The sequence below is a fragment of the Nocardia ninae NBRC 108245 genome, assembly GCF_007990755.1.
Lineage (GTDB): Bacteria > Actinomycetota > Actinomycetes > Mycobacteriales > Mycobacteriaceae > Nocardia > Nocardia ninae.
Genome location: NZ_BJXA01000066.1, coordinates 26,422 through 52,779, shown reverse-complemented (window position 1 = coordinate 52,779; position 26,358 = coordinate 26,422). Strand labels below are relative to the sequence as shown.

Annotated in this window: 24 protein-coding genes and 1 pseudogene; 10 read left to right on the top strand and 15 right to left on the bottom strand. The window is 67.8% G+C overall.

Annotated elements, in window-relative coordinates; genetic code table 11:
* The 3 genes and pseudogenes from NN4_RS45335 to NN4_RS33710 form a co-directional block, all read left to right on the top strand.
* Positions 1–210: pseudogene (locus NN4_RS45335) on the top strand (hypothetical protein); the annotation flags it as partial.
* 19 nt (positions 211–229) lie between these two features.
* Positions 230–922, top strand: coding sequence for a response regulator transcription factor (locus tag NN4_RS33715; protein WP_107654860.1), 693 nt, complete (start codon positions 230–232; stop codon positions 920–922).
* On the top strand, positions 919–2,277 hold the full coding sequence (locus NN4_RS33710) for a sensor histidine kinase (RefSeq protein WP_147139803.1): 1,359 nt from the start codon (positions 919–921) through the stop codon (positions 2,275–2,277). The genes NN4_RS33715 and NN4_RS33710 overlap by 4 nt, the downstream gene beginning before the upstream one ends.
* 33 nt (positions 2,278–2,310) lie before the next feature.
* Here NN4_RS33710 and lepA read toward each other — a convergent pair whose 3' ends face one another.
* Positions 2,311–4,170, bottom strand: coding sequence for a translation elongation factor 4 (gene lepA / locus NN4_RS33705; protein ID WP_147139801.1), 1,860 nt, complete (start codon positions 4,168–4,170; stop codon positions 2,311–2,313).
* 299 nt (positions 4,171–4,469) lie between these two features.
* Here lepA and NN4_RS33700 point away from each other — a divergent pair, with 299 nt between their 5' ends.
* The gene (locus NN4_RS33700; protein ID WP_147139798.1) at positions 4,470–5,021 is read left to right on the top strand and encodes a type II toxin-antitoxin system PemK/MazF family toxin; all 552 of its coding nucleotides are present in this window, start codon (positions 4,470–4,472) and stop codon (positions 5,019–5,021) included.
* Positions 5,022–5,124: 103 nt separating this feature from the next.
* On the opposite strand, the gene NN4_RS33695 is transcribed toward NN4_RS33700, so the two are convergent.
* Positions 5,125–5,913, bottom strand: a complete 789-nt coding sequence (locus tag NN4_RS33695; protein WP_147139797.1) for an aquaporin — start codon at positions 5,911–5,913, stop codon at positions 5,125–5,127.
* Between the two features lie 342 nt (positions 5,914–6,255).
* On the opposite strand from NN4_RS33695, the gene rpsT reads away from it, so the two are divergent.
* The gene (rpsT, locus tag NN4_RS33690) at positions 6,256–6,516 is read left to right on the top strand and encodes a 30S ribosomal protein S20 (protein WP_107660148.1); all 261 of its coding nucleotides are present in this window, start codon (positions 6,256–6,258) and stop codon (positions 6,514–6,516) included.
* A 163-nt stretch (positions 6,517–6,679) separates the two neighbouring features.
* Positions 6,680–6,931 carry a hypothetical protein gene (locus tag NN4_RS33685; protein WP_107654853.1) on the top strand — a complete coding sequence of 84 codons (252 nt, stop codon included), beginning with the start codon at positions 6,680–6,682 and terminating at the stop codon, positions 6,929–6,931.
* Here the strand turns inward: NN4_RS33685 and NN4_RS33680 are convergent.
* A complete protein-coding gene (locus NN4_RS33680) occupies positions 6,915–7,856 on the bottom strand; it encodes a helix-turn-helix domain-containing protein (protein WP_246181223.1) in 942 nt (313 codons plus the stop codon). The genes NN4_RS33685 and NN4_RS33680 overlap by 17 nt on opposite strands.
* 124 nt (positions 7,857–7,980) lie before the next feature.
* Between NN4_RS33680 and NN4_RS33675 the strand changes: the two genes are divergently transcribed.
* The 3 genes from NN4_RS33675 to NN4_RS33665 all read left to right on the top strand — a co-directional run bounded on the left by NN4_RS33675 (position 7,981) and on the right by NN4_RS33665 (position 10,182).
* Positions 7,981–9,051 carry an aldo/keto reductase gene (locus tag NN4_RS33675; RefSeq protein ID WP_147139795.1) on the top strand — a complete coding sequence of 357 codons (1,071 nt, stop codon included), beginning with the start codon at positions 7,981–7,983 and terminating at the stop codon, positions 9,049–9,051.
* A gap of 165 nt (positions 9,052–9,216) precedes the next feature.
* Positions 9,217–9,468: a DUF2798 domain-containing protein gene (locus NN4_RS33670; protein WP_107654851.1), complete on the top strand. Its 252-nt coding sequence runs from the start codon at positions 9,217–9,219 to the stop codon at positions 9,466–9,468.
* An 81-nt stretch (positions 9,469–9,549) separates the two neighbouring features.
* Positions 9,550–10,182: a maleylpyruvate isomerase family mycothiol-dependent enzyme gene (locus tag NN4_RS33665; protein WP_147139793.1), complete on the top strand. Its 633-nt coding sequence runs from the start codon at positions 9,550–9,552 to the stop codon at positions 10,180–10,182.
* A gap of 250 nt (positions 10,183–10,432) precedes the next feature.
* Here NN4_RS33665 and NN4_RS33660 read toward each other — a convergent pair whose 3' ends face one another.
* The 5 genes from NN4_RS33660 to NN4_RS33640 form a co-directional block, all read right to left on the bottom strand.
* Positions 10,433–11,617: an LCP family protein gene (locus tag NN4_RS33660; protein ID WP_371865787.1), complete on the bottom strand. Its 1,185-nt coding sequence runs from the start codon at positions 11,615–11,617 to the stop codon at positions 10,433–10,435.
* A 429-nt stretch (positions 11,618–12,046) separates the two neighbouring features.
* Entirely contained in the window at positions 12,047–13,015 is a 969-nt protein-coding gene (holA, locus tag NN4_RS33655) for a DNA polymerase III subunit delta (RefSeq protein ID WP_135235543.1), read from the bottom strand.
* 148 nt (positions 13,016–13,163) lie between these two features.
* Positions 13,164–13,427: a hypothetical protein gene (locus tag NN4_RS33650; protein ID WP_147139790.1), complete on the bottom strand. Its 264-nt coding sequence runs from the start codon at positions 13,425–13,427 to the stop codon at positions 13,164–13,166.
* A 62-nt stretch (positions 13,428–13,489) separates the two neighbouring features.
* Entirely contained in the window at positions 13,490–15,868 is a 2,379-nt protein-coding gene (locus tag NN4_RS33645; protein WP_246181222.1) for a ComEC/Rec2 family competence protein, read from the bottom strand.
* 143 nt (positions 15,869–16,011) lie between these two features.
* Entirely contained in the window at positions 16,012–16,920 is a 909-nt protein-coding gene (locus NN4_RS33640; RefSeq protein WP_371865788.1) for a ComEA family DNA-binding protein, read from the bottom strand.
* A 306-nt stretch (positions 16,921–17,226) separates the two neighbouring features.
* On the opposite strand from NN4_RS33640, the gene NN4_RS33635 reads away from it, so the two are divergent.
* The gene (locus tag NN4_RS33635) at positions 17,227–18,009 is read left to right on the top strand and encodes a DUF5984 family protein (RefSeq protein WP_147139785.1); all 783 of its coding nucleotides are present in this window, start codon (positions 17,227–17,229) and stop codon (positions 18,007–18,009) included.
* Positions 18,010–18,195: 186 nt separating this feature from the next.
* On the opposite strand, the gene NN4_RS33630 is transcribed toward NN4_RS33635, so the two are convergent.
* The 7 genes from NN4_RS33630 to NN4_RS33595 form a co-directional block, all read right to left on the bottom strand.
* Positions 18,196–19,038: a DegV family protein gene (locus tag NN4_RS33630; RefSeq protein ID WP_147139783.1), complete on the bottom strand. Its 843-nt coding sequence runs from the start codon at positions 19,036–19,038 to the stop codon at positions 18,196–18,198.
* A 3-nt stretch (positions 19,039–19,041) separates the two neighbouring features.
* Positions 19,042–19,758, bottom strand: coding sequence for a diglucosylglycerate octanoyltransferase (octT, locus tag NN4_RS46790; RefSeq protein ID WP_147139818.1), 717 nt, complete (start codon positions 19,756–19,758; stop codon positions 19,042–19,044).
* A gap of 601 nt (positions 19,759–20,359) precedes the next feature.
* Complete coding sequence (locus NN4_RS33620) at positions 20,360–21,019, bottom strand: histidine phosphatase family protein (RefSeq protein WP_107654842.1); 660 nt, start codon at positions 21,017–21,019, stop codon at positions 20,360–20,362.
* A 49-nt stretch (positions 21,020–21,068) separates the two neighbouring features.
* Positions 21,069–21,485 (bottom strand): ribosome silencing factor, encoded by a 417-nt coding sequence (gene rsfS, locus NN4_RS33615; protein WP_135235537.1) that lies wholly within the window; start codon positions 21,483–21,485, stop codon positions 21,069–21,071.
* A 26-nt stretch (positions 21,486–21,511) separates the two neighbouring features.
* Positions 21,512–22,153, bottom strand: coding sequence for a nicotinate-nucleotide adenylyltransferase (gene nadD, locus NN4_RS33610; RefSeq protein WP_135235536.1), 642 nt, complete (start codon positions 22,151–22,153; stop codon positions 21,512–21,514).
* Between the two features lie 47 nt (positions 22,154–22,200).
* Positions 22,201–24,435, bottom strand: a complete 2,235-nt coding sequence (locus NN4_RS45330; RefSeq protein WP_186818760.1) for a hypothetical protein — start codon at positions 24,433–24,435, stop codon at positions 22,201–22,203.
* 3 nt (positions 24,436–24,438) lie between these two features.
* On the bottom strand, positions 24,439–26,289 hold the full coding sequence (locus NN4_RS33595; protein ID WP_147139781.1) for an HSP90 family protein: 1,851 nt from the start codon (positions 26,287–26,289) through the stop codon (positions 24,439–24,441).
* Between the last annotated feature and the right edge of the window lie 69 nt (positions 26,290–26,358).

Genomic DNA, 26,358 nt, shown 5'->3' with positions numbered 1-26,358 from the left:
GATCCCAGCGAGCCGGTGGTGATCACCCGGGGCGAAGGACCGGACGGCCCGTGGGTCACCATCGAACGCGAACTGCCGCCCGGTGCCGTCCCCGCCGTCCCGATCGCGCCCATGCCCGCGATCCCGGCCGACGACGTACCCGGCGCACCGGCCGAAACCCTGCCCGCCGCTCCGGGTGAGCCGGGGTGCGTCGTCGCCAGCGTGCGCTGACCGGGACTAATGTTGATCCATGACCGGACACCGGATCTTGGTCGTGGACGACGAGGTTCGCGTGCTCGCCTCGCTACGACGCGGGTTGGAACTCTCCGATTTCGAGGTGGTGACCGCGAGCGACGGCGCCGAGGCGCTGTCGATGGTGCGTACCGCGGCCCCCGACGCCATGGTGTTGGACGTGAACATGCCGACCTTGGACGGTGAAGGCGTGGTCACCGCGTTGCGCGCGATGGGCAACGACATCCCGATCTGCGTGCTCAGCGCGCGCAGCGCGGTGACCGACCGCATCGCCTGCCTCGAACGCGGCGCCGACGATTACCTCACCAAACCCTTCGACCTAGGCGAGCTGGTCGCCCGGCTGCGGGCTTTGCTGCGCCGCCGGGTGACCCCCGCCGAACGTCCCGGCACCCAGGTGCGGATCGGTCAGGTGCAGATCGACCTGGCCGGGCACCGGGTGCTGGCCGCGGGCACCCCGGTCGACCTGACCAAACGAGAGTTCGAGGTACTCGCCTTGCTTGCCGAGCATCCGGGCATCGTGCTCGGTCGCGAGCAGATCCTTTCCGCCGTATGGGGTTACGACTTCGCCACCGACACCAATGTGGTCGATGTGTTCGTCTCGTATCTGCGGCGCAAGCTCGAGGCGCCGGGCGCGCCACGGGTGGTGCACACCGTGCGCGGGGTCGGCTTCGTACTACGGGAGCAGCCGTGAAGCGGTCACCGTCGCTGCGTACCCGGGTGGCGCTGGTGTCCGCGGTCGTCGCCGCGCTCGTCGCCCTCACCCTGACCATCACGTTCGCCGCGTTGCTCAACGCGACCGGCGAGCGGCAGTTGGACGAGACCGTTTCGTCGATGGCGGTAAGGGTTGCGCCGCCGTTCAAAGGTGCTCCGGCGGAGCCGCTTCCGCCGCCGTATCCGGGATCGCAGGCACCCGGCACACCTCCCTATGCGGAAACCCCTTTGCCCCCACCGTCTGTCGCGTCGCCGTACACGGAAACGCAACCCTCGGTGGACGCCCGCGCCCCTTCGGTCGTCGATGTCCCCGAATACTCGGTGCCCGGCGTACCCAGCGACGCAGCGGTGACCCGGGTCGACGGCCTGCCCGGTGTGCTGGTATCGCTCGATCCGAACCGCGACGTGGTCGCCTCGGCCATCCACCGCAGCCAGCTCATCGGCCTCGGCATCGGGGTGGCCGGCGCTGTCGTCGCCGCCCTGCTCGGCTGGTTGCTGGCCGGTTATGCCGCGCGACCGCTGCGCACACTGGCCACCGCGACGCACGGCATCGACACCCTCGAGGAGCTCCCACCGCTGTCCGGCCGCGGCGCCAAGGAGACCGAGGAGCTCTCCGACGCCATCACCCGCATGCTCGCCCGGCTCGAGGCCGCCCACCGCGCCACCAACCACGCCCTCACCAGCGCCCGCGATTTCGCCGCCGTCTGCGCCCACGAATTGCGCACGCCGCTCACCGCCTTGCGGACCGACCTACAAGTGCTGGCCACCAAGGAGATTCCCGCCGACCAGCGCGGCACCATCCTCAACGAGGTGCTCTTCGCCGAACAACAGATCGAAAACACCCTCACCGATCTCGAACGGCTCGCCGTCGGCGAACTCACCGAGCCCGACATCTTCGAACCCTTCGACCTCTGCGAAACCCTCGACCGCGCAACCCAAGACGCGCAACGCCGACACCCCGGTGTCCGCATCGAACTCGTCGAATGCGAGCCCGTCACGGTAACCGGCCTCCCCGGCGGCCTCATGCTCATCGTCACCAACGCCGTAGCCAACGCCGTCCAGCACGGTCACGCCGACACCGTCACCATCACCGTCCGCCCCGCCGCAGACAGGGTGGAGATCCTCATCGACGACGACGGAACCGGCATCCCGGACACCTTGTGCCCCAAGGCGTTCGACCGTTTCGTCAAAGGACCGGGTTCCCCCGGCTCGGGGCTGGGTCTCGCGCTGGTACAGCAACAAGCCGAATTACACTCCGGCACAGCCGAACTCGCCAAGAGCCCGGCAGGTGGCGTACGCCTCCAGGTCCGGATCGCCGTGCAGCCCGCAGGCTGAGTTCGGTCGATCCGGTCCCGGAGCGGGCGGGCCCTACTTCCCCTTCGGCTTGTCCGACGCGGCGTCGGAGGAGAGCGCAGCCACGAAGGCTTCCTGCGGGACGTCGACGCGGCCGATCGTCTTCATCCGCTTCTTGCCTTCCTTCTGCTTCTCCAGCAGTTTGCGCTTGCGGCTGATGTCGCCGCCGTAGCACTTGGCGAGCACGTCTTTGCGGATGGCGCGGATGTTTTCGCGGGCGATGATGCGCGAGCCGATGGCGGCCTGGATGGGCACCTCGAACTGCTGGCGCGGGATGAGTTCGCGCAGCTTGCTGGTCATCTTGTTGCCGTAGGCCTGCGCGGCGTCCTTGTGCACGATCGCGCTGAACGCGTCCACTGCCTCACCCTGGAGCAGGATGTCGACCTTGACCAGCGCCGCGTCCTGCACGCCCGACTCTTCGTAGTCGAGGCTGGCGTAGCCGCGGGTGCGCGACTTCAGCGAGTCGAAGAAGTCGAAGATGATCTCCGCCATCGGCATGGTGTAGCGCAGCTCGACGCGGGTCTCGGACAGGTAGTCCATGCCACCGAGCTCGCCGCGGCGCGCCTGGCACAGCTCCATGATCGAGCCGATGAACTCACTCGGCGAGATGACGGTGCACTTCACCACCGGCTCGAAGACGTGGCGGACCTTGCCCTCCGGCCAGTACGAGGGATTGGTGACGACATGCTTGGTGCCGTCCTCCATCTCTACGGTGTAGACCACGTTGGGCGCGGTGGAGATCAGGTCGAGGTCGAACTCGCGTTGCAGCCGCTCCCGGGTGATCTCCATGTGCAGCAGGCCGAGGAACCCGCAGCGGAAGCCGAAGCCCAGCGCCACCGAGGTTTCCGGCTCGTAGGTCAGGGCGGCGTCATTGAGCTGCAGCTTCTCCAAGGCGTCGCGCAGGTCCGGGTAGTCGGAGCCGTCGACCGGGTAGAGACCGGAGTACACCATCGGGCGCGGCTCGCGGTAACCGGTGAGCGGCTCGGTCGCACCGTTGCGCATGGCGGTCACCGTGTCGCCGACCTTCGACTGGCGCACGTCCTTCACGCCGGTGATCAAGTAGCCCACCTCGCCGACACCCAGGCCCTGGGTCGGCTTGGGCTCCGGCGACACGATGCCGATCTCCAGCATCTCGTGCGTGGCGCCGGTGGACATCATCTTGATCTTCTCGCGCGGGGTGAGCTTGCCGTCCACCACGCGGACATAAGTGACGACGCCACGGTAGGTGTCGTAGACCGAGTCGAAGATCATCGCGCGAGCGGGCGCGTCCGGGTCGCCGACCGGCGCGGGCACCGTCTTGATGACCTCGTCGAGCAGTTCGGTCACGCCGACACCGGTCTTGCCCGAGACCCGCAGCACGTCATCGGCGTCGCAGCCGATGATGTGCGCGATCTCGGCCGCGTAGCGGTCGGGGTCGGCGGCGGGCAGGTCGATCTTGTTGAGCACCGGGATGATCGTCAGATCCTTGTCCAGCGCCAGGTACAGGTTCGCCAGCGTCTGCGCCTCGATCCCTTGCGCCGCGTCGACCAGCAGCACCGCGCCCTCGCAGGCCTCCAGTGCGCGCGACACCTCGTAGGTGAAGTCGACGTGGCCCGGCGTATCGATCAGGTGCAGCACGTAATCCGTGCCGTCCACCTGCCACGGCAGCCGCACGTTCTGCGCCTTGATGGTGATGCCGCGCTCACGCTCGATATCCATCCGGTCCAGATATTGGGCGCGCATCTGCCGCTCCTCGACCACACCGGTCAGTTGCAGCATCCGATCGGCCAGCGTCGACTTCCCGTGATCGATGTGCGCGATGATGCAAAAGTTCCGGATCCGAGACGGATCGGTGAACGTCGTGTCGGCGAAGCTGGCGGGCACTCCACTCCTCATGGGTATCGGCAAACTGTCCTCTATCGTCCCATGAGCAGTACGAAGCTTCCGCCATCGGTGTGCTGAAGCGCTGGATCGGGGTGCCACCGAGGGTGATCCCCGGCCGGAAACAGTGGGCGCTCACACACCTGGTGTCGTTTTGCTATGAACCCGAATCCTCTTGGTAGCCGGTTCGTCCCTGGTCGCGAAGGTCCTGGCTGGGACTGGTCGTTCGGTCCGGCATTGTGCGCCGGAATCGGCGCATCGAGGACTGTCGCGGCGCGCGTGAGAAGACGGCGGTGCGCCGTTATATTGCGAATATGGCCCGAAGTTGGAACTCCCTCGGCAAGCAGCTCGGACTTATCGCTAAGGAGCAGGGTCCCAAGCTCGTCAGGCAGCAGGGGCCGCGGTTGGTGGAGCGGCTGGTGGGGTCGTTGAGTCAGCGGCGCACGCCTCCGGTGAAGGTGCGCCCGACCGCGTCCACTCCGGTGCCGACGGCCGAGCGGGCCCGGCAGATCGTGTACTCGCCGCAGTTGGACGGGCGGGCTGACCCGGGTGAGATCGTGTGGACCTGGGTGCCGTTCGAGGAGGATCCGAGCAATGGCAAGGACCGGCCGGTGCTGGTGGTCGGGCGCGACCGCAGGACCCTGCTCGGGTTGATGCTGTCGTCGAAGGCGGACCGGGCGCGCGACCCGAACTGGGTCGGAATCGGCAGCGGCAGTTGGGATCCGGAGGGCAGGCCGAGCTGGGTTCGGCTGGATCGGGTGCTCGACGTGCCCGAGGCGGGTATCCGGCGCGAGGGCGCCATCCTGCCCCGCAAGTCGTTCGACCTCGTCGCCCACCGGTTGTGCGCCGAATACGCCTGGCACTGAATCGATTACGGCAATCGTCTTGACCTGCAACGCCGTTCCCCGAACCACGGAATAGCCGCGAGCCCATCGGCACCCCTCGGCGCCGATGGGCTCTCGGATCAACTCAGGACAGCACGTTGCGCGAGCGACCGAACAGCAGGCCGTACACGAGCGCGCCGAGTGCACCGCCGATCAGCGGGAACACCACGAAAGCCCAGACCTGCCCCATCGCACCGTCCTGGTAGGGGGCGACGGCGAGGCTGCGCGCCGGGTTGACCGAGGTGTTGTCCACCGGGATCGAGATCAGGTGGATGACGGCCAGCGTGACACCGATCGACAGGCCGGCCAGCGGCACATCGGAGAGCTGATCGGTCGAGGCGAGCACCACGAACACCAGCAGCGCGGTCAACATCACCTCGATGATGATCATCGCGGCCAGCCCGTAGCCGTTCTGCAGCACGACCTCACCGAGTGGCCCCTTCTGCGCCGAAGGGCTGTGCGCCCCCCAGCCGTTCGCGCCGAGTCCATTGACGTCGCGGTCGTAGGACGGCAGATTCTTCGCCAGCGCGAACAGCACGAGTCCGGCCAGGAATCCACCGATCAATTGCGCGATCCAATAACCGACCGCGGTGACCACGCTGATTCTGCCGAGCAGCAGATGACCGACCGTCACGGCGGGATTCACGTGGCAGCCGGAGATCGGCCCGATCGCATAAACAAGAAACAACAGTGAGAGTCCGAAGGCCAACGCCACACCCAGCGCCCCGACCCGATCCCCCGCGAGCACCGCCGTCCCGACACCGCCCATGACCAGGACGAACGTGCCGAGCGCCTCCGCTCCCCACTTCTTGCTGTCGGGAATCGGCCCGTACTCGGCGACTTCTTCCACAACTTCTTGAGCCGTTGGAGACATCTGTCCACCTTCCGCGTTCCAGACGTATAGCTATTGCCAGCCGTGGTGTCGCTCAGAAAACAGTGCCGTTCAAGATCAACGGGTTGTACCGGGGACGCTACGCCAGAGGTGTGCTCTCTACAACGACCTCGGGATCGCTGAGCCCCGTCGGCCGCCGCGGCACGGGCGGCGAGGTCGAACGCGTCGGCGTAGCGCTGGACGACGGTGCTGATTTCGTGCCCCGAGCGGCGGCTGGTATTCTCGACCTTCGGCGTTGCGTTACCCGTTTATCGAGGGTGCGACGCACGCGCAGGAACTTTTCCAGCACAGACCACTCAGCGACAGGAACACGAGGAAACAGGCGTGGCCAACATCAAGTCCCAGTTGAAGCGGATCCGTACCAACGAGGAAGCGCGCAAGCGTAACCAGTCGGTGAAGTCCTCGCTGCGCACCGCGATCCGCAGCTTCCGGGAAGCTGCCGCGGCCGGCGACAAAGAGAAGGCCGCCGCGCAGCTCCAGACCGCGAGCCGCAAGCTCGACAAGGCTGCCTCGAAGGGCGTCATCCACGCCAACCAGGCCGCCAACAAGAAGTCGGCCCTCGCGCTGGCTCTGAACAAGATCTGATTCCCCGGTACCGATCCGGTACCGCATGCTTCTGACGCAGCCGCCGTGGCCTCGACGACCACGGCGGCTTTTGTCGTACACATACCCCGGTCAGCGCCTGTTCGTCCGCGAGGATTCTGGATCGGCCCACAGCCTGTCGGAGGTTCCAGCTACCATTCGGCGCATGGTTACCGTTTACGCCAATCAGACTGTGGTCCGTGGCGAGGATCTGCCCGACGTGATCCGGGCCGCCGAGGTCCTGGGCATCGGGGTGAAGATCGAGAACGTGATGGTTCCCATCGACGAGGAGGGCTCGTACTCGTTGGAGTGGGTTGTCACGCGAGACGACGAAGTACCCGTGTACGACGACTGGGAGGGCCGATACGAGGAGTCGGAGGAAGAGGACGAGGAGCTAGTGCTCAGCTCGGTGGAGTGAGCTCCGCCGAGGCCGTCCGATCGACCAACGGCGCCGGATCGGCCATCAGCCGGTCCAGCGCCGTCTGCGAATCCGCGTCGGCCGCCCGATAGATGATGATGCGCTGGTCCGGATCCTGCACCGGCATCAACACCTCGTAATTGACCACCAGCCGCCCGACGACCGGGTGCCGCAGCGGTTTCGCGCCGCGGCCCTGCACCCGCACGTCGTGCCTGGCCCAACCCTCCTCGAACTCGGCGCTGCGTGCGGTGAACTCCGCGATCAGCTCGCCGAGCACCTGATCGTCCGGATGGGCCGCCCAGGCCGCACGCAGATCCGCGACACCCTCGCGGATGATGCGCTCCCGCTCCACGTAGAAATCGCGCATGCTCGGCTCCATCAGGCACAGCCACATGGAGTTGCGCTGGCGCGGCGGCACCGTGTCGAAGTCGATGATCAGCCGCGACATCTCCCGATTCCAGGCCAGGATGTCGTAGCGGTGGTTGATGAGCATCGCCGGTAGCGGCGACAGATCATGCACCAGCATGGCCAACGCGGGCGCGGGTACGGTGGCCGGTTTCCCAGCATTCGGCTGCCGCTGCCGGGCCAGATCGAACAGGTAGGCGCGTTCGTCGGCGGTCAGCCGCAGCGCCCGCGACAAGGCCTCCAGCACGTCGGCGGACGGACGCAGGCCGCGTCCCTGCTCCAGCCGGACGATGTAGTCGGTGCTGACCCCCGCCAGCTCCGCGACCTCCTCGCGCCGCAGCCCCGGCGTGCGCCGCGCCTGCCTGCGCGGCGGTAACCCGAGGTCAGCGGGCGTCAGGCGCTCGCGCCGGTCGCGCAGGAAGGCCGCCAATTCCTGGGTGGGATCGGTGGCGCTCGCCGCCCTGCGGCCGCCGCCGGCCCCCGAGTTCGCGCCGTCTGTCGCGTTCACCATTCCGGTCATCACCGTCGATATTACGGCTGCCTAGGACTGGCTTTCCCAGGAAAAACCTTCCCTTACCCCTCCTGTCGCACCGCTGAAGACTGGGTTTCCTCACCAACGCAGCACCAACGACAAGGAGCTGGACATGTCCGGAGTCCGTACCCTCGACACCTACCGGCTGCTCGGCCGCTCCGGTCTTCGGGTGTCTCCGCTGTCCCTCGGCACGATGACCTTCGGCGCCGACTGGGGTTGGGGCGCCGATAAGGACGAGGCCCGCAAGATCTTCGACACCTATCTCGACCGCGGCGGAAACTTCATCGACACGGCGAGCCAGTACACCAACGGCACCTCCGAGCAACTCCTCGGCGAATTCACCGCGGACAATCGCGAAAGCCTGGTGCTGGCAACGAAATACACCATGCTGCGCCGACCGGGTGACCCCAATTCCGGTGGGAACCACCGCAAGTCGATGTTCGCCTCGGTCGAGGCGAGCCTGCGCAAGCTGAACACCGACTACATCGATCTGCTCTACTTGCACGCTTGGGACTTCATGACTCCCGTCGACGAAATCCTGCGTGGCATGGACGATCTCGTGCGTTCGGGCAAGGTGCTCTACGTCGGTATCTCCGATGCGCCGGCCTGGCAGGTGGCCCGCATGCAGACCATCGCCGACCTGCGTGGCTGGTCACCGCTGATCGCGTTGCAGATCGAATACAGCCTGATCGAGCGCACCGTCGAACGCGACCTCATCCCGATGGCTCGCGAGCTGGGACTGGGCGTGATTCCGTGGTCACCGCTCGGCAGCGGCGTGCTCACCGGCAAATACACCCGCGAAGACCTGGATCACCGAAGCGAGGGCTCGGTCGAGGGCACTCGCAAGAACGTCGCGGCCGCGCAGGGCGCGCTCACCGAGCGGTCGCTGTCCAACGCGGACGTGGTCAAGGATGTCGCCACCGAGCTGGGCAAGACGCCCGCGCAGGTCGCGCTGGCCTGGACGCTGCGCAATCCCGGTGTGACCTCGCCCATCATCGGCGCCCGCACCGCCGCCCAACTCGAGGACAACCTCGGCGCGCTCGATGTCGAATTCGACCCCGCGCAGTTGGCTCGGCTCGAGCGGGCCAGCGCCATCGAACTCGGTTTCCCGCACGACATGCTGGCGCGGCCGATGACCCGCGGCGTCGTCTCCGGCGACCTGAAGATCGAAGCCCGCGCCTGAGCAATCGGTGCACGCGGCGGTGCGGGCACGGCTTGCGCCGCCGCGTGCGGCTGTCCTATGCTCGGCGCCGCGACTTCCTGTCGCCGTAAGCGTTCACGTCAACCAACGCACCGGCCCCGCTGATCCGGCGGTGCCGTTGCCTGACGAACACTTACGGAGCGACCGATGAACTCTCGCAACACTTTTGGCAAGCTGCCCGCCCGGTATTCCGCGGTGATTCTGCCGATGCTGCTGTCCATTCTGATGACCTGCATCGTGTCCCTGATCAGCACGCTGATGAGCGACGGTCTCGCGGTCGGCGTCTGGTTGCGGTCCTGGGCGGTGTCCTGGCCCATCGCCTTTCCGACGCTGCTGCTCGTGCTGCCGCTCGTCCGCAAAGTCACGGCCGCTCTGGTCCAGCCGCCGCAGCAGGCATAACGCTCACTTTCCGGCATTGCGATGAAATTCTGTGGTTCGGGTCGTCAGTACCGGTGACGACACCGAACCCGGAGGAACACAGTGGACCGAGATCAGATCCAGGCGTGGGTAACGGCCGAAAGGCTCTCGCTGGCCGACTTCTTCGACGGCCTCGACGAGCACGAATGGCAGGTGGAGTCACTGTGTGCCGGCTGGACTGTGCATCAGGTGCTGGCCCACGTCTCGCTGTCCAGCAAGGTCAGCCTGCGGGAAACGCTGGTGGGGGTCATCAAGGCCCGTGGCGATTGGGACCGGATGACCGACAAGCTGGCTCGCGATCGCGCAGCCCGGTTCACGCCCGCCGAGTTGATCGCGCAAGTGCGTGAGTCGGCCGGATCGACGCACCGGGCGCCCGGGGCGAGTCCGATAGATCCGTTGGTGGACATGATGATTCACGGACAGGACGTTGCGCGACCGCTCGGCCGGGTGCGGGAGGTGCCCATCGAGCAGGCGTGCGCGGCGCTCGAACATGTGCGGAACAATATTTTCTACGGTTCGCACAAGCGGTTGCGTGGGATTCGGCTGGTTGCCACGGACGTGGAATGGGCGGGCGGTGACGGACCCGAGGAAATCCGGGGGCCGATCAGTGATCTGCTGCTTGTCGCGACGGGGCGGAAGGCTGGGCTCGCGGCATTGACCGGGCCGGGAGTCGACCGAGTTACTGCCGCTATGTGACAGGTCGGTGCTGTTGCGGCGCAGCGGATCAGTGTTGCGACGTAGGGGAACTAGTGTCGCCGCGCCCCGGGTGTCGCCGGTTGCCGCATCGGAGGCCACCGGGTATCAGGTTGCCAGGCAGGACATTTCGGGTCAATGGGCGCAAATCCAGCATGGATGACACCGACCGAAGCGATGCTCGACCGCCAACGGAGTCGAAATCGCGATCCCGGTCGAAGCGGATGGCTTCGGGCAAGCCGGTGCGGGACACTCAGTTGACGCAGGGGATGGTGTTGCCGGTGATGGTGGTAGCGACCGGCGCTCCGACATCCGGTGTGGGCGTTGCTGTTCCGGCAAGTGGGTCGGTGGTCGGCAGCGTCGGCGGTCGGCTCGATTTGAACAACGCGACGGTGGGGTCCGGATCGCCGAACGCGGCGCGGACCTCGCGGCGGATCGCCGCCGGGTCGATGATGTTGACGTCCTGACCATCGATGGTGTCGTAGCGCAGCACCGGCAAGGTACGGAATTCGACGGCCGGGCTCTCGGACGAGCCGAGGGTGCGCAGGAAGTCGGTGATGTTCCAGCCGTCGGACAGCACGATATTGCGGTGCGCGACGTCCATCAGCGCAGACAACTTGCCGACATCGGTGAACGTGCCCGCCTTGCGCAGATCGAGGGCCACCGAGGTGAGGAAGGCCTGCTGGCGGTGGGTCCGATCGAGATCACCGTTCTCCAAGCCGTGCCGCTGCCGGACGAACGCCAGCGATTGCGCGGGGTCGAGCCGCTGCCTGCCCGCAGGGAAATCGGCGCCGGAGTAGTAGCTGTCGTTCACCGGCTTGTTGAGACAGACGTCGACTCCGCCCAATGCCTTGGCCAAATCGTAGAAACCCGCCAGGGTGACCTCGCCGAATCGATCGATCGGGACGCCGGTCAGGTCGCGCACCGCCTGCACGATCGAGGCCCGCCCCGCCTCGCGTCCCGCGCGCTCCAGTGCCTTGCTGTCGGTCACGCCCTGACTGATCAGTTCATCCTGCACGGCCGCCTTCTTCAGACCGTAGGCTTCCTTGATCTTCACGTTGGTGTAGCCGGGAATGCCGGAGACCTTGACGTAGTCGTCACGCGGAATCGACACGGCGACAATCTTTTTCATATTTGCCGGGATGTGCACCAGAATCAGCGTGTTCGCGTTGTATCCGCCCTCTTCGCCGTCTCCGGCGTGCAACTGATCCAGGATTTCCTTCGGCAGGTCGTTCCCGGCCTGATCCTTGCGGGTGTCCAGGCCGATCAGCAGCACGTTGGTATCACCGGCCAGCGACCTCGGTGCATCCACACCCAATGCCGCCGACCTTGTGAATCCGCGATCGAACCGGCCCTCGGTCGCCCATCCGACTGCGGTGCCCGCGAGCACCGCCATCGACACACCTCCGGCCAGCACCTTCAGCGCGGTTCGACCCACTCGACGCTCCGGACGACGATGCACACCACTCTGCGGCCGACCGCGCCGTAGGCGGCCCCGCCGGGAATCATCGACCGGAAAGATCGGTGCTGTTCGTTCGTCCATAACCGATTCCAGTTTGACATGAACGATTAGCCGACAATTGGCTCGATTCTTCGCGAAACCGCTGGCCAGAACGTCGCAGGCGAACTAGCGGGTGCGTCGGTGGTGCCGATCCGAGACCGGACAAACCTCATCTGACGTTGCGATCTGACGGCACAGCCGCACCCGAACAGCTGCCGTTTCTTGCTCGGCAGCTCTCTCAATCCAACTGATTGAGTTCTCGCCCACATGTGCCACAGCACACATCCGGCATCCCGATTTTCTCGACTGCCCTGCCCGTCGGACTCCCCCACCCGACTGCCATCCGACCGAGGCCGAGATGGCGGCTCAGCCCGCCGCGTGGAGGTCGAGGATTTGGGTGAGTGCGTGTTCGAGGGCGTAGTTGGCGTCGGCGGCCCCACCCTTGACGTCGGCGTTCAGGGCTGCGACCACCTGGAGGGCGGAGCCGATGGTGGTGGGGGTCCAGTTGCGGGCCTGCGCCTGGGCCTTCTTGACTTTCCAGGGCGGCATGCCCAGTTGCTGGGCGAGTTTGAACGGGTCGCCGCGGCCTGCGGAGCCGACGCGGGCGATGGTGTGCACGGAGTCGGCGAGGGCGTCGGCGAGCAGGACATGGGGGACGCCGCGGTCGTTGGCCCAGCGCAGCGCCTCCATCGCGCCGGGGCGGTCACCGGCGACGGCGAGCTCGGCCACGTCGAAACCGGAGACCTCCGCCTTGCCCGAGTAATAGCGATGCACGGCAGCGACATCGATCTTGCCGCCGGTGTCGGAGACCAGCTGCGAACAGGCCGCGGCGAGCTCGCGCAGTTCGGATCCGACGGACTCCAGCATCGCCTGCACCACGTCGCCCGCGACGCGTACTCCGGCGTTGCGGAATTCGCCGCGCACGAACTCCACGCGTTCGGCCGCCTTGGTCACCTTGGCGCAGTCGTGCACCACCGCACCGGCTTTCTGCAGCGCGGGCACCAAGGCCTTGGCCCGTCCGCCACCCGAATGCAGCACCACCAGCACCACGCCCTCGGGCGGATCACCGGCGGCGGCGGTGATCACCGCGACCGCGTCTTTGCCCGCCTCGGCCGCCGACTCCAGGATGATCACGCGATCCTCGGCGAACAGCGACGGACTCAACAGCTCCGCCAGTTCCGCCGTGCTGGCGTCACCCGCCCGCATCCGATCGACCGGCACCGCATCGGCATCCGGCGCGAGCGCACGCACCTGCGCGGTCACCTCCGCCACCGCCCGCTCGACCAGCAGTTCCTCGTCCCCCAGCATGAGGTGCAGCGCAGGACGCTCGGTCATGACATCACCTCGCCGACGCTCGCCTCCGCCACACGCATACGCGCGCCGGTTCGATGGTCCTCTCGCTGACGCTCGCTGCGCTCGGTCACGGCAGCGATCCTACGGTCCCCCACCGACACCCCCACCCCGCAGGTTCCGCGTGTTCACGTCACGGCGACCCGTCGAAGCGCTGCGCTGCTTTCCATGTGGCGAGGCCGTCGCAAATCGCGCGGGACTTCTGAAGAAGATGACCGGGAGCCGCCGCGGCGGCCGCGTCCACCATCCGAGCGTGCCGATCGAACTCGCTGCGCAGCAGTTTCTCCTCGATCGCCCGGGTGACGAACACCATCAAGGTGATGCCGTCGTCCTCGGCGGCCAGCTCCGCTGCCGCGAGCAGATCGGCAGGTAGCCGTATGTTCACGGGTTCTGTCACGCTTCCTAATCTATTGATGCCCGCACCTGACGTGTGCCAATTTGCCTTGCCGCACAGGAAGCTCACCGCGAGGTCACCATCCGAAGCTCCGGCCCGCCGCCCAGGATCAGCACGTCTCCTCGCTGGTCTGTACGCACCACATTTGTGCCGAGGGCGGATAGCTCCGTGAGGATGCCGGGGTTCGGATGTCCGAAAGTGTTCTCGGTGCCGACGCTGATCACGGTCAGCCGCGGTCGTACTGCGGCGAGGAATTCTTTTGTGGTGGTTCTGGATCCGTGGTGTGGGAGCTTCAAGATGTCTGCTTGTAGTGAGATGCCGGTTTGCAGTAGTGCACGTTGTGCGGGGGCTTCGATGTCTCCGGTGAGCAGGATTCGTCCCGCTGGGGTGGTCGCCGCTAGGACGACCGAGCGGTCGTTGGCTTCCTCGGCTTCGGCGCCGGGGGTCGGTCGTAGTCCATCCACCGCAGGGGCGAGGACCTCTATTTCGACTGTGCCGAAACGAAACAGCTGTCCGGCCGACAATTCCATGACCGGGATCTCCGCGTCCTTGGCAACACCGACTACGTGTGCAAGCCCTTCGCCGTGTCCTCTCCGCTGCGCCGCTTTGCTCGACGACGGCTGGCGATCAGCCGACGCCGTCCGGGCATCTCCGGTGGTCGACGCACCGCGGGTATCCGGTTGCACCGCACCGAGCTCATGCGCCCCCACCGCCACGGCGGCCACGGCACGTCCGTCCACCGCGCCGTTGATACCGCCGATGTGGTCGGCGTGTGGATGCGTCAGCACGAGTAGCGCGATCCGCGATATGTGCAAACGGTCCAAGCAGTTTCGGATCGGCCGCGGCTCCGGCCCGACATCGATGACCACCGCGGTGCCCTCGCCGACCGACAGCGCGAGCCCATCACCTTGACCGACATCGCAGGCGGCCAGCACCCAGCCCGACGGTGGCCAGCCGGGATGCCAGATTCGCACCGGGATCAACACCACCGCTATGCCGAACGCCACGGTCAGGACCACCCTGCGGACGGCGGCGAATCGCAACGCGATGATGACCGTGGCGACAACTATGAGGGCGACGATTCCGCCGAACACTCCGTCTGGTACCCCGACGGACGCGCCGGGCACATCGGCCGCGCGTTCGGCGACGAACAACAGCCACCACATCGGTGGTGCGACACAAGGCAATACGACTTCGGCGAGCGGCGACCAGACGCAGGACAGCACAGCGCCGAGCGCCCCAATGATCGTTATCGGCGCGATCACGGGCGCTACCAGCACATTCGCGAGAATCGCGACCAGACTGAGCTGCCCGTCCAGCGCGACCATGAGCGGCGTGGTGACGACGAAAGCACCCGCCGCCACCGCGACGATCTCGGCAGGCACACGCCGCCAACCCCGCGCACGCAGCCAGTCGGCCCAACTCGGTGCCAGCAGAATCAATCCGGCGGTCGCGCACACCGACAAGGCGAAGCCGACCGAAACCGCGAGCGCCGGCCACACGGCAAGCAGTCCGATGACCGCTGCGCACAGCGCAGGCAGCGCCTGCTTTCGACGCCCGGTCACCAAGGCCAGCAGGGTGATCGCGCCCATTGCACCGGCGCGCAGCACACTCGGATCAGGCCGCGCGATGATCACGAACAGCACCAGTGCCGCGCCCGCGACCAGCGCACCGGTGCGCGGACCGAGGGTAAGCACCCGCACTACCAGCAGCACGGCGCCGAGCAGAATGGTGAAGTTGGCCCCGCTGACCACGCATAGGTGACCCAGACCTGCGACATCGAACTCTTCACGAAGCTCGTCGGGCAGTGCAGAGGTGTCTCCATCGACGAGTGCGGGTAGCAACCCGGCCGGTTCCGCAGGCAACGCCCGAGCTGTCGCGGTCGCGAAATCCGTACGGATCGAATGGGCTACGCGTTGCCACCACGGCAAGGCGCCGACAACCTGCGGTGGTCCCTGGGCCAGCAGCGTGGCCACCGTGAGATCACGACCCCGTGGTCGGTCGACTCGCGCCTGGAACTCGACCGCCTGTCCGGGCAGCAATTCCGCCCATACTTCGCCGGACGCCAGCACCACCACCGCCCCACCGGCTCGCACCGTCGTCGCGCCGAGCCGGTACTCGTCCAGACTTGCCCGCACAACCCACCGGCTGCCCCCGAACAAACTGCCGCGCACCGGCTTCGGATCGTCGCTGGGCGTCACGACAACCCGCAGCGACATCCCCGCCACGGCCCGCAATGGATGCGTGGCCACCCGATGTTCCCGCCACGCCGCGGCCACCGCGAACCCGCCCGCCAGCAGCACCGCGGCCAACGCCACCACCGCAACGCCCCGGTGCCGCTCCCCCGGATGCGCCATCGCCGACAGCAGCAGCACCCACAGCCCGATCGCCAGCGCGACCAACGCCACCGCGAGCCACAGCCCGGCCACCCACCCGGCTGTCACCGCCACAATCGTTGCCGCCCAACAACACAACGCCGCGGGCAACAACCGAGCATCGAGTACCTGCGCCTCGCCATCGGCGTCATCCCGTTCTGCGTCCTGCCCGCGTCCGCCGGGCGCTTGCCGCTGACTCCAGCCCACCGCGCTCATACCTTCACCAGCTCGCGCAGCCGGGACAGACGCGCGGGACCGATGCCGTCGACCTGGCCGAGCTGGGCGACGTCGGTGAAGCGTCCATGGGTGGTGCGCCAGGTGACGATGGCTTTGGCGGTGACCGGGCCGATGCCGGGAAGGGCGTCGAGTTCGGATTCTGTCGCGGTGTTGAGGTCTACCCGGCCCGACGGTGTGGACGGCTGTGCGGATCCGGATGGTGCGGCCGAAGGGCGGGCACCCGAGTTGATGGTCGCGCTGCCGAGTTGCGGCGGGCCGGGGTTCGGGCCGGGTGGGCCGACGAGTACCTGGTCGCCGTCGAGCAGTCGCTGCGCCAGGTTGAGTCCGGCGAGGTCGGCGCCGTCTTGTGCACCACCGGCTGCCGCGAGGGCATCGGCGACCCGGGAACCGGCGGGCAGCCGCACCAGGCCGGTGCGCTGCACCAAACCGACGACACTGACTACCAATTCGATGCCTGCCGCCCCTGGTTCGGCGGGCGCCGGTGCGGCACCGGGCGTGGCGGCCGGACTCCTCGGCACCGCACCCGACAATCGCGCGACGGCGGGATCCGTGGTCGTTCGCACCGCGGGCACCGGTGGCACCGGCCGCGCCACGGGCCGCTCGCGAAATATCACCACGGCGGCTATCGCCATCGCCACCACCCCGACCAGCAGCAGCATGCACATCCCCCGGCGTCCCGGATCCAGCCGCATGCCCCGAAAGCGCTCCGGCACAAGCCGATCCCGCCACCCGGTGGTGACGGGCTCCGCCAGCCACCCCGGCGAACGCACCTCACCATCGTCCGCATCGTCATCGGACGGCAGCTCTGCCAGATCCCACCGTCCAGGACTCGCGCTACCGTTTCTCGATCGGTCGTGCGCCGATTCGCCGAGTCCACCCGACATCCGGGGCGCCGCGGGCAGCGCGCTCGCCAACTGCGCGCGGCGACCGCCGAGGGGTTGCGCGGCCTCGGCGGCGCCTGCGATTCCCGTCCGGCTGGCGCCGACGCGGCAGGTCAGTGCGCTCATCCGGCGCCGGATCCGTTCGCGTTCGTCCTGTCGTGGCATGGGGGCGACGGTAGTTCCGGGTGGCACCGAAGGATCGTGGCCGACCAGGGAATTCGTCCGTCCTGTTGACAACTGCCGGGGTGTGCACAACTCGCCGACGGCACGCAGCTCGGTCGGGCGTGGCCTAGGTGCAAAACTTGGCCCGTGATCCGATTCCGTTTCGGCCTGGCGCCGTGGGACCGAGTCGGGCCGTGGGGAGATCGGTCCCGGACTCTGCCCTGGTTCGCGCTCACTGAAGGCTGGTACTACATCGACCTGGGCGACCACCATCTACTCCGCTTCTCCGACCGCACGACCGAGTTACTGCGCACCCAATCCGGACGGCACAAGGCTCCGCACGACTGCTACGTCGAGTACTACGTGGCCCGCCTGTGGGAGGACGTACTCGCGCTGCTCCCGAACGCACTGGAGCCGGTGCCGAACGACCTGGTCGACTTCATCGCCGCCGAAGCCACGGACTGGTCCTGGGCGGACACCCCGGAGGTCGACGCCGCGTCCACCTGGTACGGCGATCACACTCTCGACACCGGTTACCTGTGGTTCGGCCCGCACCTGCGCTGGTGGCGAACCGTCGACGGCAGCGCCGACACCGTCACCGTCGCCTGGCATTACCCGGCGGATCCGGAGGGGGAAATCGAGTTCACCGGACCGTCGACCGGCCGTGTCAGCGTCCCGACCGACGAATTCCGCACGGCCGTCATCGAATTCGATCGCGCCCTGCTCGCCGCGATGTCAACGCGCCTGCGCGAATTCGAAAGCTCCGGCCCGCCACCAGGTATCGAGATCGACTCAGCCCAGTTGGCCTACGAACAACGCGACCGAGCGCGATGGCTCTCCCAAGCCCTCGATCGCAGACCCGACACGGACTGGCCAGCCGTCCGCGCTGGCGCCCACACCCTGAGTCAATCCGCCACCGCAGCACGCTGACCCCAGCCGGGCCAGGTTTCCCAGCACGCCGACCTGCAAGCCCCGTGACCGGCACACCACAGAGCCTCTTCTCGCAGTTCGCCGCAGCCATGTACCACTCCCCGATCCGCCGGTTGCCGGACGGGACATGACGGCAGCCCTACCCGGCGTGTCGGCACCCCTATGTCCCGTTCGGCGCAACGATCGCTAGGTGCAGCCGCCGGGGAGGACTAGGACGCCTACCGCGCCGATGCCGAGGTGGATACCCAGGGCGGGGCCGAATTCGGCGATGATTAGTTCGCGGATGCCGGGGACGAGGTCTCGGAGCTGGGTGGCGACGGTCTGTGCCGCGTCTTCGGCGCCGAGGTGCTGCACGGCCACGGCGGCACCGTCCTCGCCCGCCGCATCGACCGCTGCCGCAACAAGTTTCGCGAACGCCTTGGACCGAGTGCGGACCTTCTCCCGGAGTTCCAGCCGCCCCTCGACAATCTGCAACAGCGGCTTGGTAACCAGCTCGCTGCCGAAAAACGCGGCGGCAGAACTCAATCGACCACCCCGACGCAACTGTTCGGTGCGGTTCACCAGAATAAATGTCCGCGCACGACTCGAAGCCGCAACGGCCGTGTCGTACACGACATCCAGCGACGCCCCACCCTGCGCCCGGCGCGCGGCGGCCAGCACCGGCAGCCCAGTGGCCAGGCCCGCGCCGAGCGAATCGACGAGCCGCACCCGGTCAGCCGCGTCCATGTCGCGAACCGCCTGCCGCCCCGCCTCCCACGTTCCGGAGAGCTGGCGCGAAATATGCACCGCGACAACACCATCGCCGCCGCTGAGCTCCCAGGCCTGTTCGTAGACGGCGCGCAGTTCACCGGGCGACGCCGCCGAGGTGGTCACGGTGTCGGAGCTGTAATCGATGTCGATGGGGTCGACGCCCTCGCGGATCGCGCGGTCACCGATCAGCACATGCAGTGGTACGACGGCGATAGCGAGCTCGGCGGCGAGTTCGGCAGGGAGGCTGGCGGACGAATCTGTCACGACCACGACGGCCACGGACTACCGAACCTCCTGCAAGGTCTTCACCATCGCGTTGGCCACGGCCGTGTGCCCGGCCCAGCCCCAGTGGATGCCGTCCGGGTTCGCGTCGCCGGAGAAGATGTTGTCGCGCACCGCTTCACCGAGATCGACCAGCGGCACCGAGGTCCGCGCCGACCATGCCCGTAGCGCCTTGACGGCGGGCTCCCGCCCGGAATGCACGCGACCATAGGCCTCGCAGTTGTGCACCGACGGCAGTACCGCGACGAACGGCAGGTCGGGTCGCAAGTGCGCCAACGCTTCCCGCGACTGCTCCAGGTAGTCGACGCTTACTTTCGGCGGAAGCGCCACGGGGCGACCGAGTTTCGACAACTTGGGCTGCAACCAGGTGTAGGTGGCCCGGACGCGGCGGCGCAGGGCCGGCGGCCGCACGTAGCGGATCAGTTCACGAAGCGCGGTCGGCAGCGGCGAGGGCAGCGAGTCCATGCCGCCGACCGCGAACACCACGGCACCCGCGCGCGGCACGGCCGCCCACACCCGAGGATCACCGATCAACGCCCAGTAAGCATCCCGGCAGGTCCAGCCGATCCGCCCGACCACCTCGACATCCCAATCCAGCTCGGCCCCAACCAGATTCGGCCAGATCCGCGGATGATCCGCGGGCAGCCCACCCTTGGGCCCGAAGTAGGACAACGAATCCGCGATCACCAGCAGCACCGGCCGCTCGGTCGCCGCCACGTCTGCCGAGGCAACGGCGTCGGCAGCAGCGGCGACCGACTCGCCCTCCGGCACGGGATCGACGGTGGCGGATTCCGTAGTTGCCGAACCCGAGTCGGCCGAAGTGGCGGCGACCGCCGCAGCGGACGCTCCCACACGGGGAGTCGCCGAACCGACTGCGGCGCTGAGTGGTTCACGAGAGGTGTCCGGCTCGGCAACCAGAGCCGAGGCAACGGCGTCGGCAGCAGCGAGGACCGACTCGCCCTCCGGCACGGGGTCGACTGTTGCGGGAACCGTAGTCGCCGCGCCCGACTCGCCCTCCGACACCGCGTCGAAAGTGGCAGATTTCGGAGTAGCCACGCCCGAGTCAGCCGAGGCGACTGCTGCAGCGGGCGAAACAACGCCAGCTACCCGCTCCGGCGGCGGCGGATCAACCGAGCTGGCGGGTGCGGAACCCTCGGGTTCCCCCGGCGCCTCACCCTCATCCGTGCCCGACTCAGCGGCTTCGGGCTCCACCGCCGGGGGTACCGGGGGCGGGCCGAACAGCGCGTCCGGGATCGACCGTTCCGGTTTGGCCGACGCCTTACGGAACAGTTCGTCCGGCACCTGCCGAATCGGGTCTTCAGAGGACATCCGGGGCCACCTTCGCCGATGCGTTCCACACGTCAAGGCGCCAGCCGGGCTGGTCGATGCTCGGACCGTGACTGCTGAGCTGCACCCAGCTGGTGTTGGCCAGTCCGCCGAGGACGGGCCAGTTCGCTGGCGGCAGATCGAGCAGCGCGGCCGTGAGGCCGGCGATCAGCCCGCCGTGCGCCACCAGGATGATAGTCCGGCCGGGCCAGTCCTGCCGTTCGACGAGCAGTTCCCGCACCACCGGCAGCGACCGCGCGCCGACCTCGAGTTTGCTCTCCCCGTTCGGCGGCCGGAAGGTGGCGTCGAGCCGCCAGGCCTTGCGCGCGCCGGGGTAGTCGGCGTCGACCTCGAGGTGGGTGAGCCCCTCCCAGTCGCCGAGATCGGTTTCCCGCAGTCGCGGGTCGGGCACCACGTCGAGCGAGGTGTGATCGGCGAGTGCGGAGGCGGTCTCGAAGGCGCGGCGCAGATCCGAGGAGATGATGGCGATCGCATTGCGCGAAACCAGTTCGCGCGCGGCCTCTTTGGCCTGACGACGGCCGAGTTCGGTGAGATCGGTGTCGATCTGACCCTGCATCCGGTCGGCGGCATTCCATTCGGTCTGCCCGTGGCGCAGCAGGATCAGGGTGCGCACGCCGGCGTACTTACTCACGGTCGCGCCTTTCTGACGCTGGACGCTGACTTACCGACGACTCGCTCGCTCACTCGGCATCGCTCTCCGCGGCACCGTTCACCGCCGCGGCCCGCGCCTCGGGTGTGCCGAGTCCGTCCACCGGCACCACGGGGCAGTCCTTCCACAACCGTTCCAGCGCATAGAAATTGCGCTCCTCGTTGTGCTGGACGTGCACCACGACGTCGACATAGTCGAGCAGCGCCCAGCGCCCCTCGCGGGTCCCCTCGCGCCGCACCGGCTTGTGCCCGGCGTCGCGCAGCTTGTCCTCGATGTTGTCGACGATGGCGTTCACCTGGCGCTCGTTCGGCGCGGACGCGATGACGAAACAGTCGGTGATCACCAACTGCTCGGACACATCGAGCACCACCACGTCGAGTGCCAGCTTCTCGTCCGCCGCCAGGGCCGCGATCTGCGCGATCTCCACCGACTCCACAGACGCACTCATGCTTGCTCCCCGCTACGCTCGCTCACTCAGCTACCTTCCGCTCCTGCGGGCACATAGAGGTGCCGCTTGGATATGTACTGCACCACGCCATCGGGGACGAGGTACCACACCGGCCGATTCTCGGCGGCGCGGCGACGGCATTCGCTCGACGAGATCGCCAGCGCCGGGATTTCGACCATGGTCACCGCATCGGCCGGAAGATCACGCAGATGTTCCTCGAGATGATCGGTATTCAGCTCGTACCCCGGACGGCTCACCCCGACAAACCTCGCCAGTTCGAACAGTTCGGCCCAATCCTGCCATGTCAGGATGTTGGCCAGCGCATCCGCTCCGGTGATGAAGTACAGCTCGGCGTCGGGATGCTGGCTGCGCATCTCCCGCAGTGTGTCGACGGTGTAGGTGACCTTGCCCCGGTCGATGTCCGCGCGACTGACCGAGAATCGGGGGTTCGAGGCGGTCGCGATCACCGTCATCAGGTAGCGGTCCTCCGCCGGACTGACCTGTTTATCCGCCTTCTGCCAGGGCTGACCGGTGGGGACGAAGATCACTTCGTCGAGCTCGAACCGATTCGCGACCTCGCTGGCGGCGACCAGGTGACCGTGGTGGATGGGGTCGAAGGTGCCGCCCATCACGCCCAGTTTGCGGCCGCGCCGACCTGTCTCTTGCATGAGTGCCGAGCTTAACCGGTCTGCTCCCCGCGGCCGGGAGCGGCAAGCTACTCCCCGGCCACCCAGTCCCGGTCCTCGGCGTCCAGCATTTCCGTCAGCTCCCGGCGGGCCCTGGCGAGTTCCTCGGCGACCTCGTTGCTCGACGAGCCGCCGTCCAGTTCGGCCAGCTCGGCGATCAGTGCCTGCATCGCGGCGAACCACGGCCGGCCCGGCCCCGCCGTGGACCCCCACAGCTGCAACCAAGCCGCCGATCGGACGCACCGGGCTCGCGATACTACGTCCCCGAGCTCGCCGAACAGTTCGGCCGCCCGCTGATACGCGGCCACCGCCGCCGCGTCGTGATCGGAGTAGTCCAGCGCGGCCGCCGCCGACATGGCGAGTTGGGCGTGCAGTGCGCGACGTTCGGGATCGTGCTCCACCAGCTGAGCGCCGAGGGCGAACTGCCGGGCGGCGTCGTCGTATCGGTGCAATGCGTTCAGCGATTCGCCGAACTGGGCGCGAACCGTGGCCAGTTCGGCGGGTGGATAAGGAACCCCGTTCGCCGCCAGCGCTTCCTCGAAGAGCGCGACGGCCTCGCCGTGCCGCCGACCGCGATGGAAAGCTCGCGCGGCGATCACGGTGTGGTGCAGCAGATCCGGCTCGGACAACCCCTCCCACCGAGCGGCCGCGCGCACCGCCGCGTCCGCCAGGTCGAGTTCGCGATCCGGTTGTCCGGCGATCGCGATGACCAATTGCGAGCTGACTCGCGCCAGGTGTTCCGCGGGCAGCACACCGGACCCGATCGTCAACGCCTCACGCAGTCGAGCTTCGGCCTGTTCCGGGGCGTCGGCCAGCCGGGCGGCACCGAGCTCCGCCAACCGCCGCGCTTCGCTTCGCCTGTCCGCTTCGGCGGTGACGTCCGCAGCCCACTCACCGGACGACGGGACCGCCGTTCGGCTCACACCAGTGGCAGCACTGTCGGCAAGCACGGAACCCGAGGCCGAACCGACGCCGCCCGCCGAGCCTGCAACGCTCATAGAACCGACACCGATCGTCGCAGTGCCATCGCCCGTCCGCACGGCGCTATCCGGACCCGAACCGCCCTCGATGCCGCCGCCTGCCGGCGCGCCCCCGCCGGTCGACGCCTGCCCGCTCGTGGCACCGAACGTCGCGGCGGCACCATCGGCAGCATCACAACCTGCCGACACCCCCGGCAACCGACTGCGCAATCCGAGCGGAAGCCGTTCCAGCAATGGCTGTCTCGCCAACCGAGCGGTGACGCGGGTACTCACCGCAGCATTCCCGTTACGGATGTCGTACCGCGCACACAACCCCGCAATCTCCGTATCCAGCTCCGCCAGTAGTGAATTCACCGTCCCACCCGCGATCGGCAGATAGCCGAGGCCGAGCGTGTCGAGCCGGCGCAGCAGCACGCAGACCCCGGTGATGAACGCGAGCCGAGCACCGGCGTCCGCGCCGGGATCGGTGAGCCAGCGGGCATGTTCGGCCAGGATCTCCAGCCCGCGTCCTTCATTGCCGGTCAACGCACAGAACTCGATGTGCAACGCAACTGATGGCCGGAGGCTGTCGTTGTGCCGGACCAGCGGATACCCGGTCAAATGCGCGCCACGTGCTTCAGCGACCCGTCCGGTGCGCAGCAGTGGCAGCAGCGCCTGCGCCAATACTCGGTGCGGCTCCTCCGCGCAGACCCGATCACCGTCGATGACCGGCTGCCAGTGCGCGAGCGCACCAGCATCGTCACCCAAAGCCGCACGGCCGGTGCCCCATTCGTTGCGCTCGCACGCATCGCAGTCCGACATGCCGTCGCGCGGCGCCGCCATCGCTTCCTCGTGCAACAGCGCACCGTGCTCGGCGTCGCCCAGCTTCCTGGCCAATTCGGCGCGCAGCGCGAGCACCGGGCGCAGGCTGTAACCGCGCTGGCGGTAACGGTTTTCGAGCTCGTCGAACCACCGGTAGACCGTCGTCGGCGGCACCGCGGGATTGTCGATCAGCCCCCAGGTCATCCACTTGAGGTACCAGTGCACCGAATGCGTCAGCGAGCCGAGCTCGGCGGGGAACTCGTCGTAGATCCGCAGCAGCCTGCCGTAGGCGACCGGTGCCAGGTCACGCTCGCCCGCATAGGTGTAGGACTCGGCGAGCTCGAGCAACACCCGTCCTTCGAGATGCCGGTCGGTGGCCGACTTCGCCGCCGCCGCAAGCATTTCCAGCCGCTCGACGCGTAGTCGGCCGTGCGGCAACGAGTAGACCTGCGCGAGCGCCTCATTGATCTCGGCGGTATCCACTTGTCACTCCGTCTCTTCGCCGGTGCCCGCGGCACGTTGCGTCGCCCAGCTGAGGAACTCGCCGAAGGCGCGATTGAGCAGCGCCGTGTCGGCCGCCCGCAGCGGGCGGTGGGTCATCAGCAGGGCCTGCCCGTACAGCGATTCCACCGCCGTCTTCAGGAAAGCGGGATCGCCGATCCGGGCCAGCCTGCGCACGACCGGGCTGTGATGGTTCAGCACCAGCTGGGCGCGCGGCGCCGCGGCGTCCAGCGCGCCGAGGATCTCGCTCCACAGCTCGTCCGCGCCCAGCGCCGTCTCGGCCCTGGTGCGTTCATTGCGCGCGCCGCGGTCGTCCAGATACAGCGCGGGCACCGAAACAGGATGGAAGGCACGAACTATCACGTCGCACGACAGCGGATCCAGCACCGCGCGGGCAATGGACAGCACCGGCGTCAACGCCAGTTCCTCGGCCGGATCGATCGGGTCGAGCGCGGCCGTGATGGCGTCGGTATCGAGGTCGATCACCTCGACGCCGGGCAGCAGCCGTGGCAGCAACGCCACCAGCTCGCGGTCATAGGCGTAGCCGCCGTTGACGATCCCGATCCCCTGCGCGGCAGCGGTCGAGGCCACCTGGCGGAACTCTTCCACGGACGCGGTCACCCGGACGACCGGGTGGTTGCGCGCGAACTCGGTCAGCGGAAGCGGTCCGTCGGTGGTCTCGAAATTCAAGTGCGGCAGCATGATCCGGAACAACTCCGGCCAATGCCGAGCCATCGCCTTGACCCCGAGCGCATGCACCGCGAGGAACGCCGCCAGCCGCTGCGGCTGTTCGGCCGCGATCTCGGTGAGCCAGTCGCGCACTCGATCGCCGAGCACCTCGCGGATGATGGCGAGCCGTTCGTCCTCGTAGAGCCCCTCCCGGGAGGCCGTGGGCCGCAACGAGTCGGTGTCGATCACGCAGCGCACGAAGAACGCCCAGTCCGGCAGTACGCCGCGCACCGCGTCGCCGAGCAGCATGCCCTTCAGGTACACCCGGTGCGCGCTGCTCTCGGCCGGATTGCCCGGCTGCGCAAGCACATACGCGACGCCGCTCACGCCGGCCAGTTCCGCGTCCAAGTCGATGACGTCGAGCGGTGCGAAGCCGAGGACGCGTTCACCGAATTCGAGCAATGCGTCGCGGCGCTCGACGACGGACGAATATTCGCGATGCCACACCGCCGGTCCATCGGTGACCGGCACGATGACGCCATCGGACTCGACCGTCACCGCATACGGCAGCAACGACCCGTACTCACGGGCGAGTTCGATCACCCGGCGCGGGCCGAACCACGACTCCGCGCCGACCCGGGGCGTCAGATGCACCGTGGTGCCTGGCTCGGGATATTCCGCCGGTTCCAGCAACCGCACCGAGTAGGTGCCGTCCGCGGCGGCCAGCCACTCGACCGGCGCCGCGGCGGGATCGTCGGCGGAGCGAGTGACCACCCGGATCGTCTCGGCGACGGTGAAGCAGGCCAGCAGGCCGATGCCGAACTGCCCGAGGAATTCGCGCCGCGCGCCCTCGATGTCGTCCCGCTTCGACGATCGGCCGATGGTCGCCAGGAAGCGGTGCACGTCCGCCTCGGTCAGCCCGATCCCGGGATCGGCGATCCGCAGGCCGGTCTCGTCGATGCAGATCCGAATCGCGGTGGGCGCCAACCGGTCTCGCCGGGCCCGCGCGGTGACGGCATCGACGGCGTTCTGCAACAGTTCCCGCAGATACACCCGGGGACTGGAGTACAGGTGGTGAGACAGTAAGTCGACGATCCCCCGCAGATCCACCTGGAACGTATAGCTGTCCTCCACCGCCGCCACACCATTGGGCGCTCTCTCCACCATGGTGGGCAATCCTCGCCGCAGCGCCCAATGGTTCGCTTAACGAACGCTGATGGTCTCGCCTGACGGGCC

Coding starts and splice junctions, on each gene's coding strand:
- NN4_RS33715 (WP_107654860.1), top strand. CDS start 230: ATGACCGGACACCGGATCTTGGTCGTGGACGACGAGGTTCGCGTGCTC.
- lepA (WP_147139801.1), bottom strand. CDS start 4,170: ATGAGGAGTGGAGTGCCCGCCAGCTTCGCCGACACGACGTTCACCGAT.
- NN4_RS33700 (WP_147139798.1), top strand. CDS start 4,470: ATGGCCCGAAGTTGGAACTCCCTCGGCAAGCAGCTCGGACTTATCGCT.
- NN4_RS33695 (WP_147139797.1), bottom strand. CDS start 5,913: ATGTCTCCAACGGCTCAAGAAGTTGTGGAAGAAGTCGCCGAGTACGGG.
- NN4_RS33685 (WP_107654853.1), top strand. CDS start 6,680: ATGGTTACCGTTTACGCCAATCAGACTGTGGTCCGTGGCGAGGATCTG.
- NN4_RS33680 (WP_246181223.1), bottom strand. CDS start 7,856: ATGACCGGAATGGTGAACGCGACAGACGGCGCGAACTCGGGGGCCGGC.
- NN4_RS33675 (WP_147139795.1), top strand. CDS start 7,981: ATGTCCGGAGTCCGTACCCTCGACACCTACCGGCTGCTCGGCCGCTCC.
- NN4_RS33670 (WP_107654851.1), top strand. CDS start 9,217: ATGAACTCTCGCAACACTTTTGGCAAGCTGCCCGCCCGGTATTCCGCG.
- holA (WP_135235543.1), bottom strand. CDS start 13,015: ATGACCGAGCGTCCTGCGCTGCACCTCATGCTGGGGGACGAGGAACTG.
- NN4_RS33640 (WP_371865788.1), bottom strand. CDS start 16,920: ATGTCGGGTGGACTCGGCGAATCGGCGCACGACCGATCGAGAAACGGT.
- rsfS (WP_135235537.1), bottom strand. CDS start 21,485: ATGAGTGCGTCTGTGGAGTCGGTGGAGATCGCGCAGATCGCGGCCCTG.
- nadD (WP_135235536.1), bottom strand. CDS start 22,153: ATGCAAGAGACAGGTCGGCGCGGCCGCAAACTGGGCGTGATGGGCGGC.
- NN4_RS33595 (WP_147139781.1), bottom strand. CDS start 26,289: ATGGTGGAGAGAGCGCCCAATGGTGTGGCGGCGGTGGAGGACAGCTAT.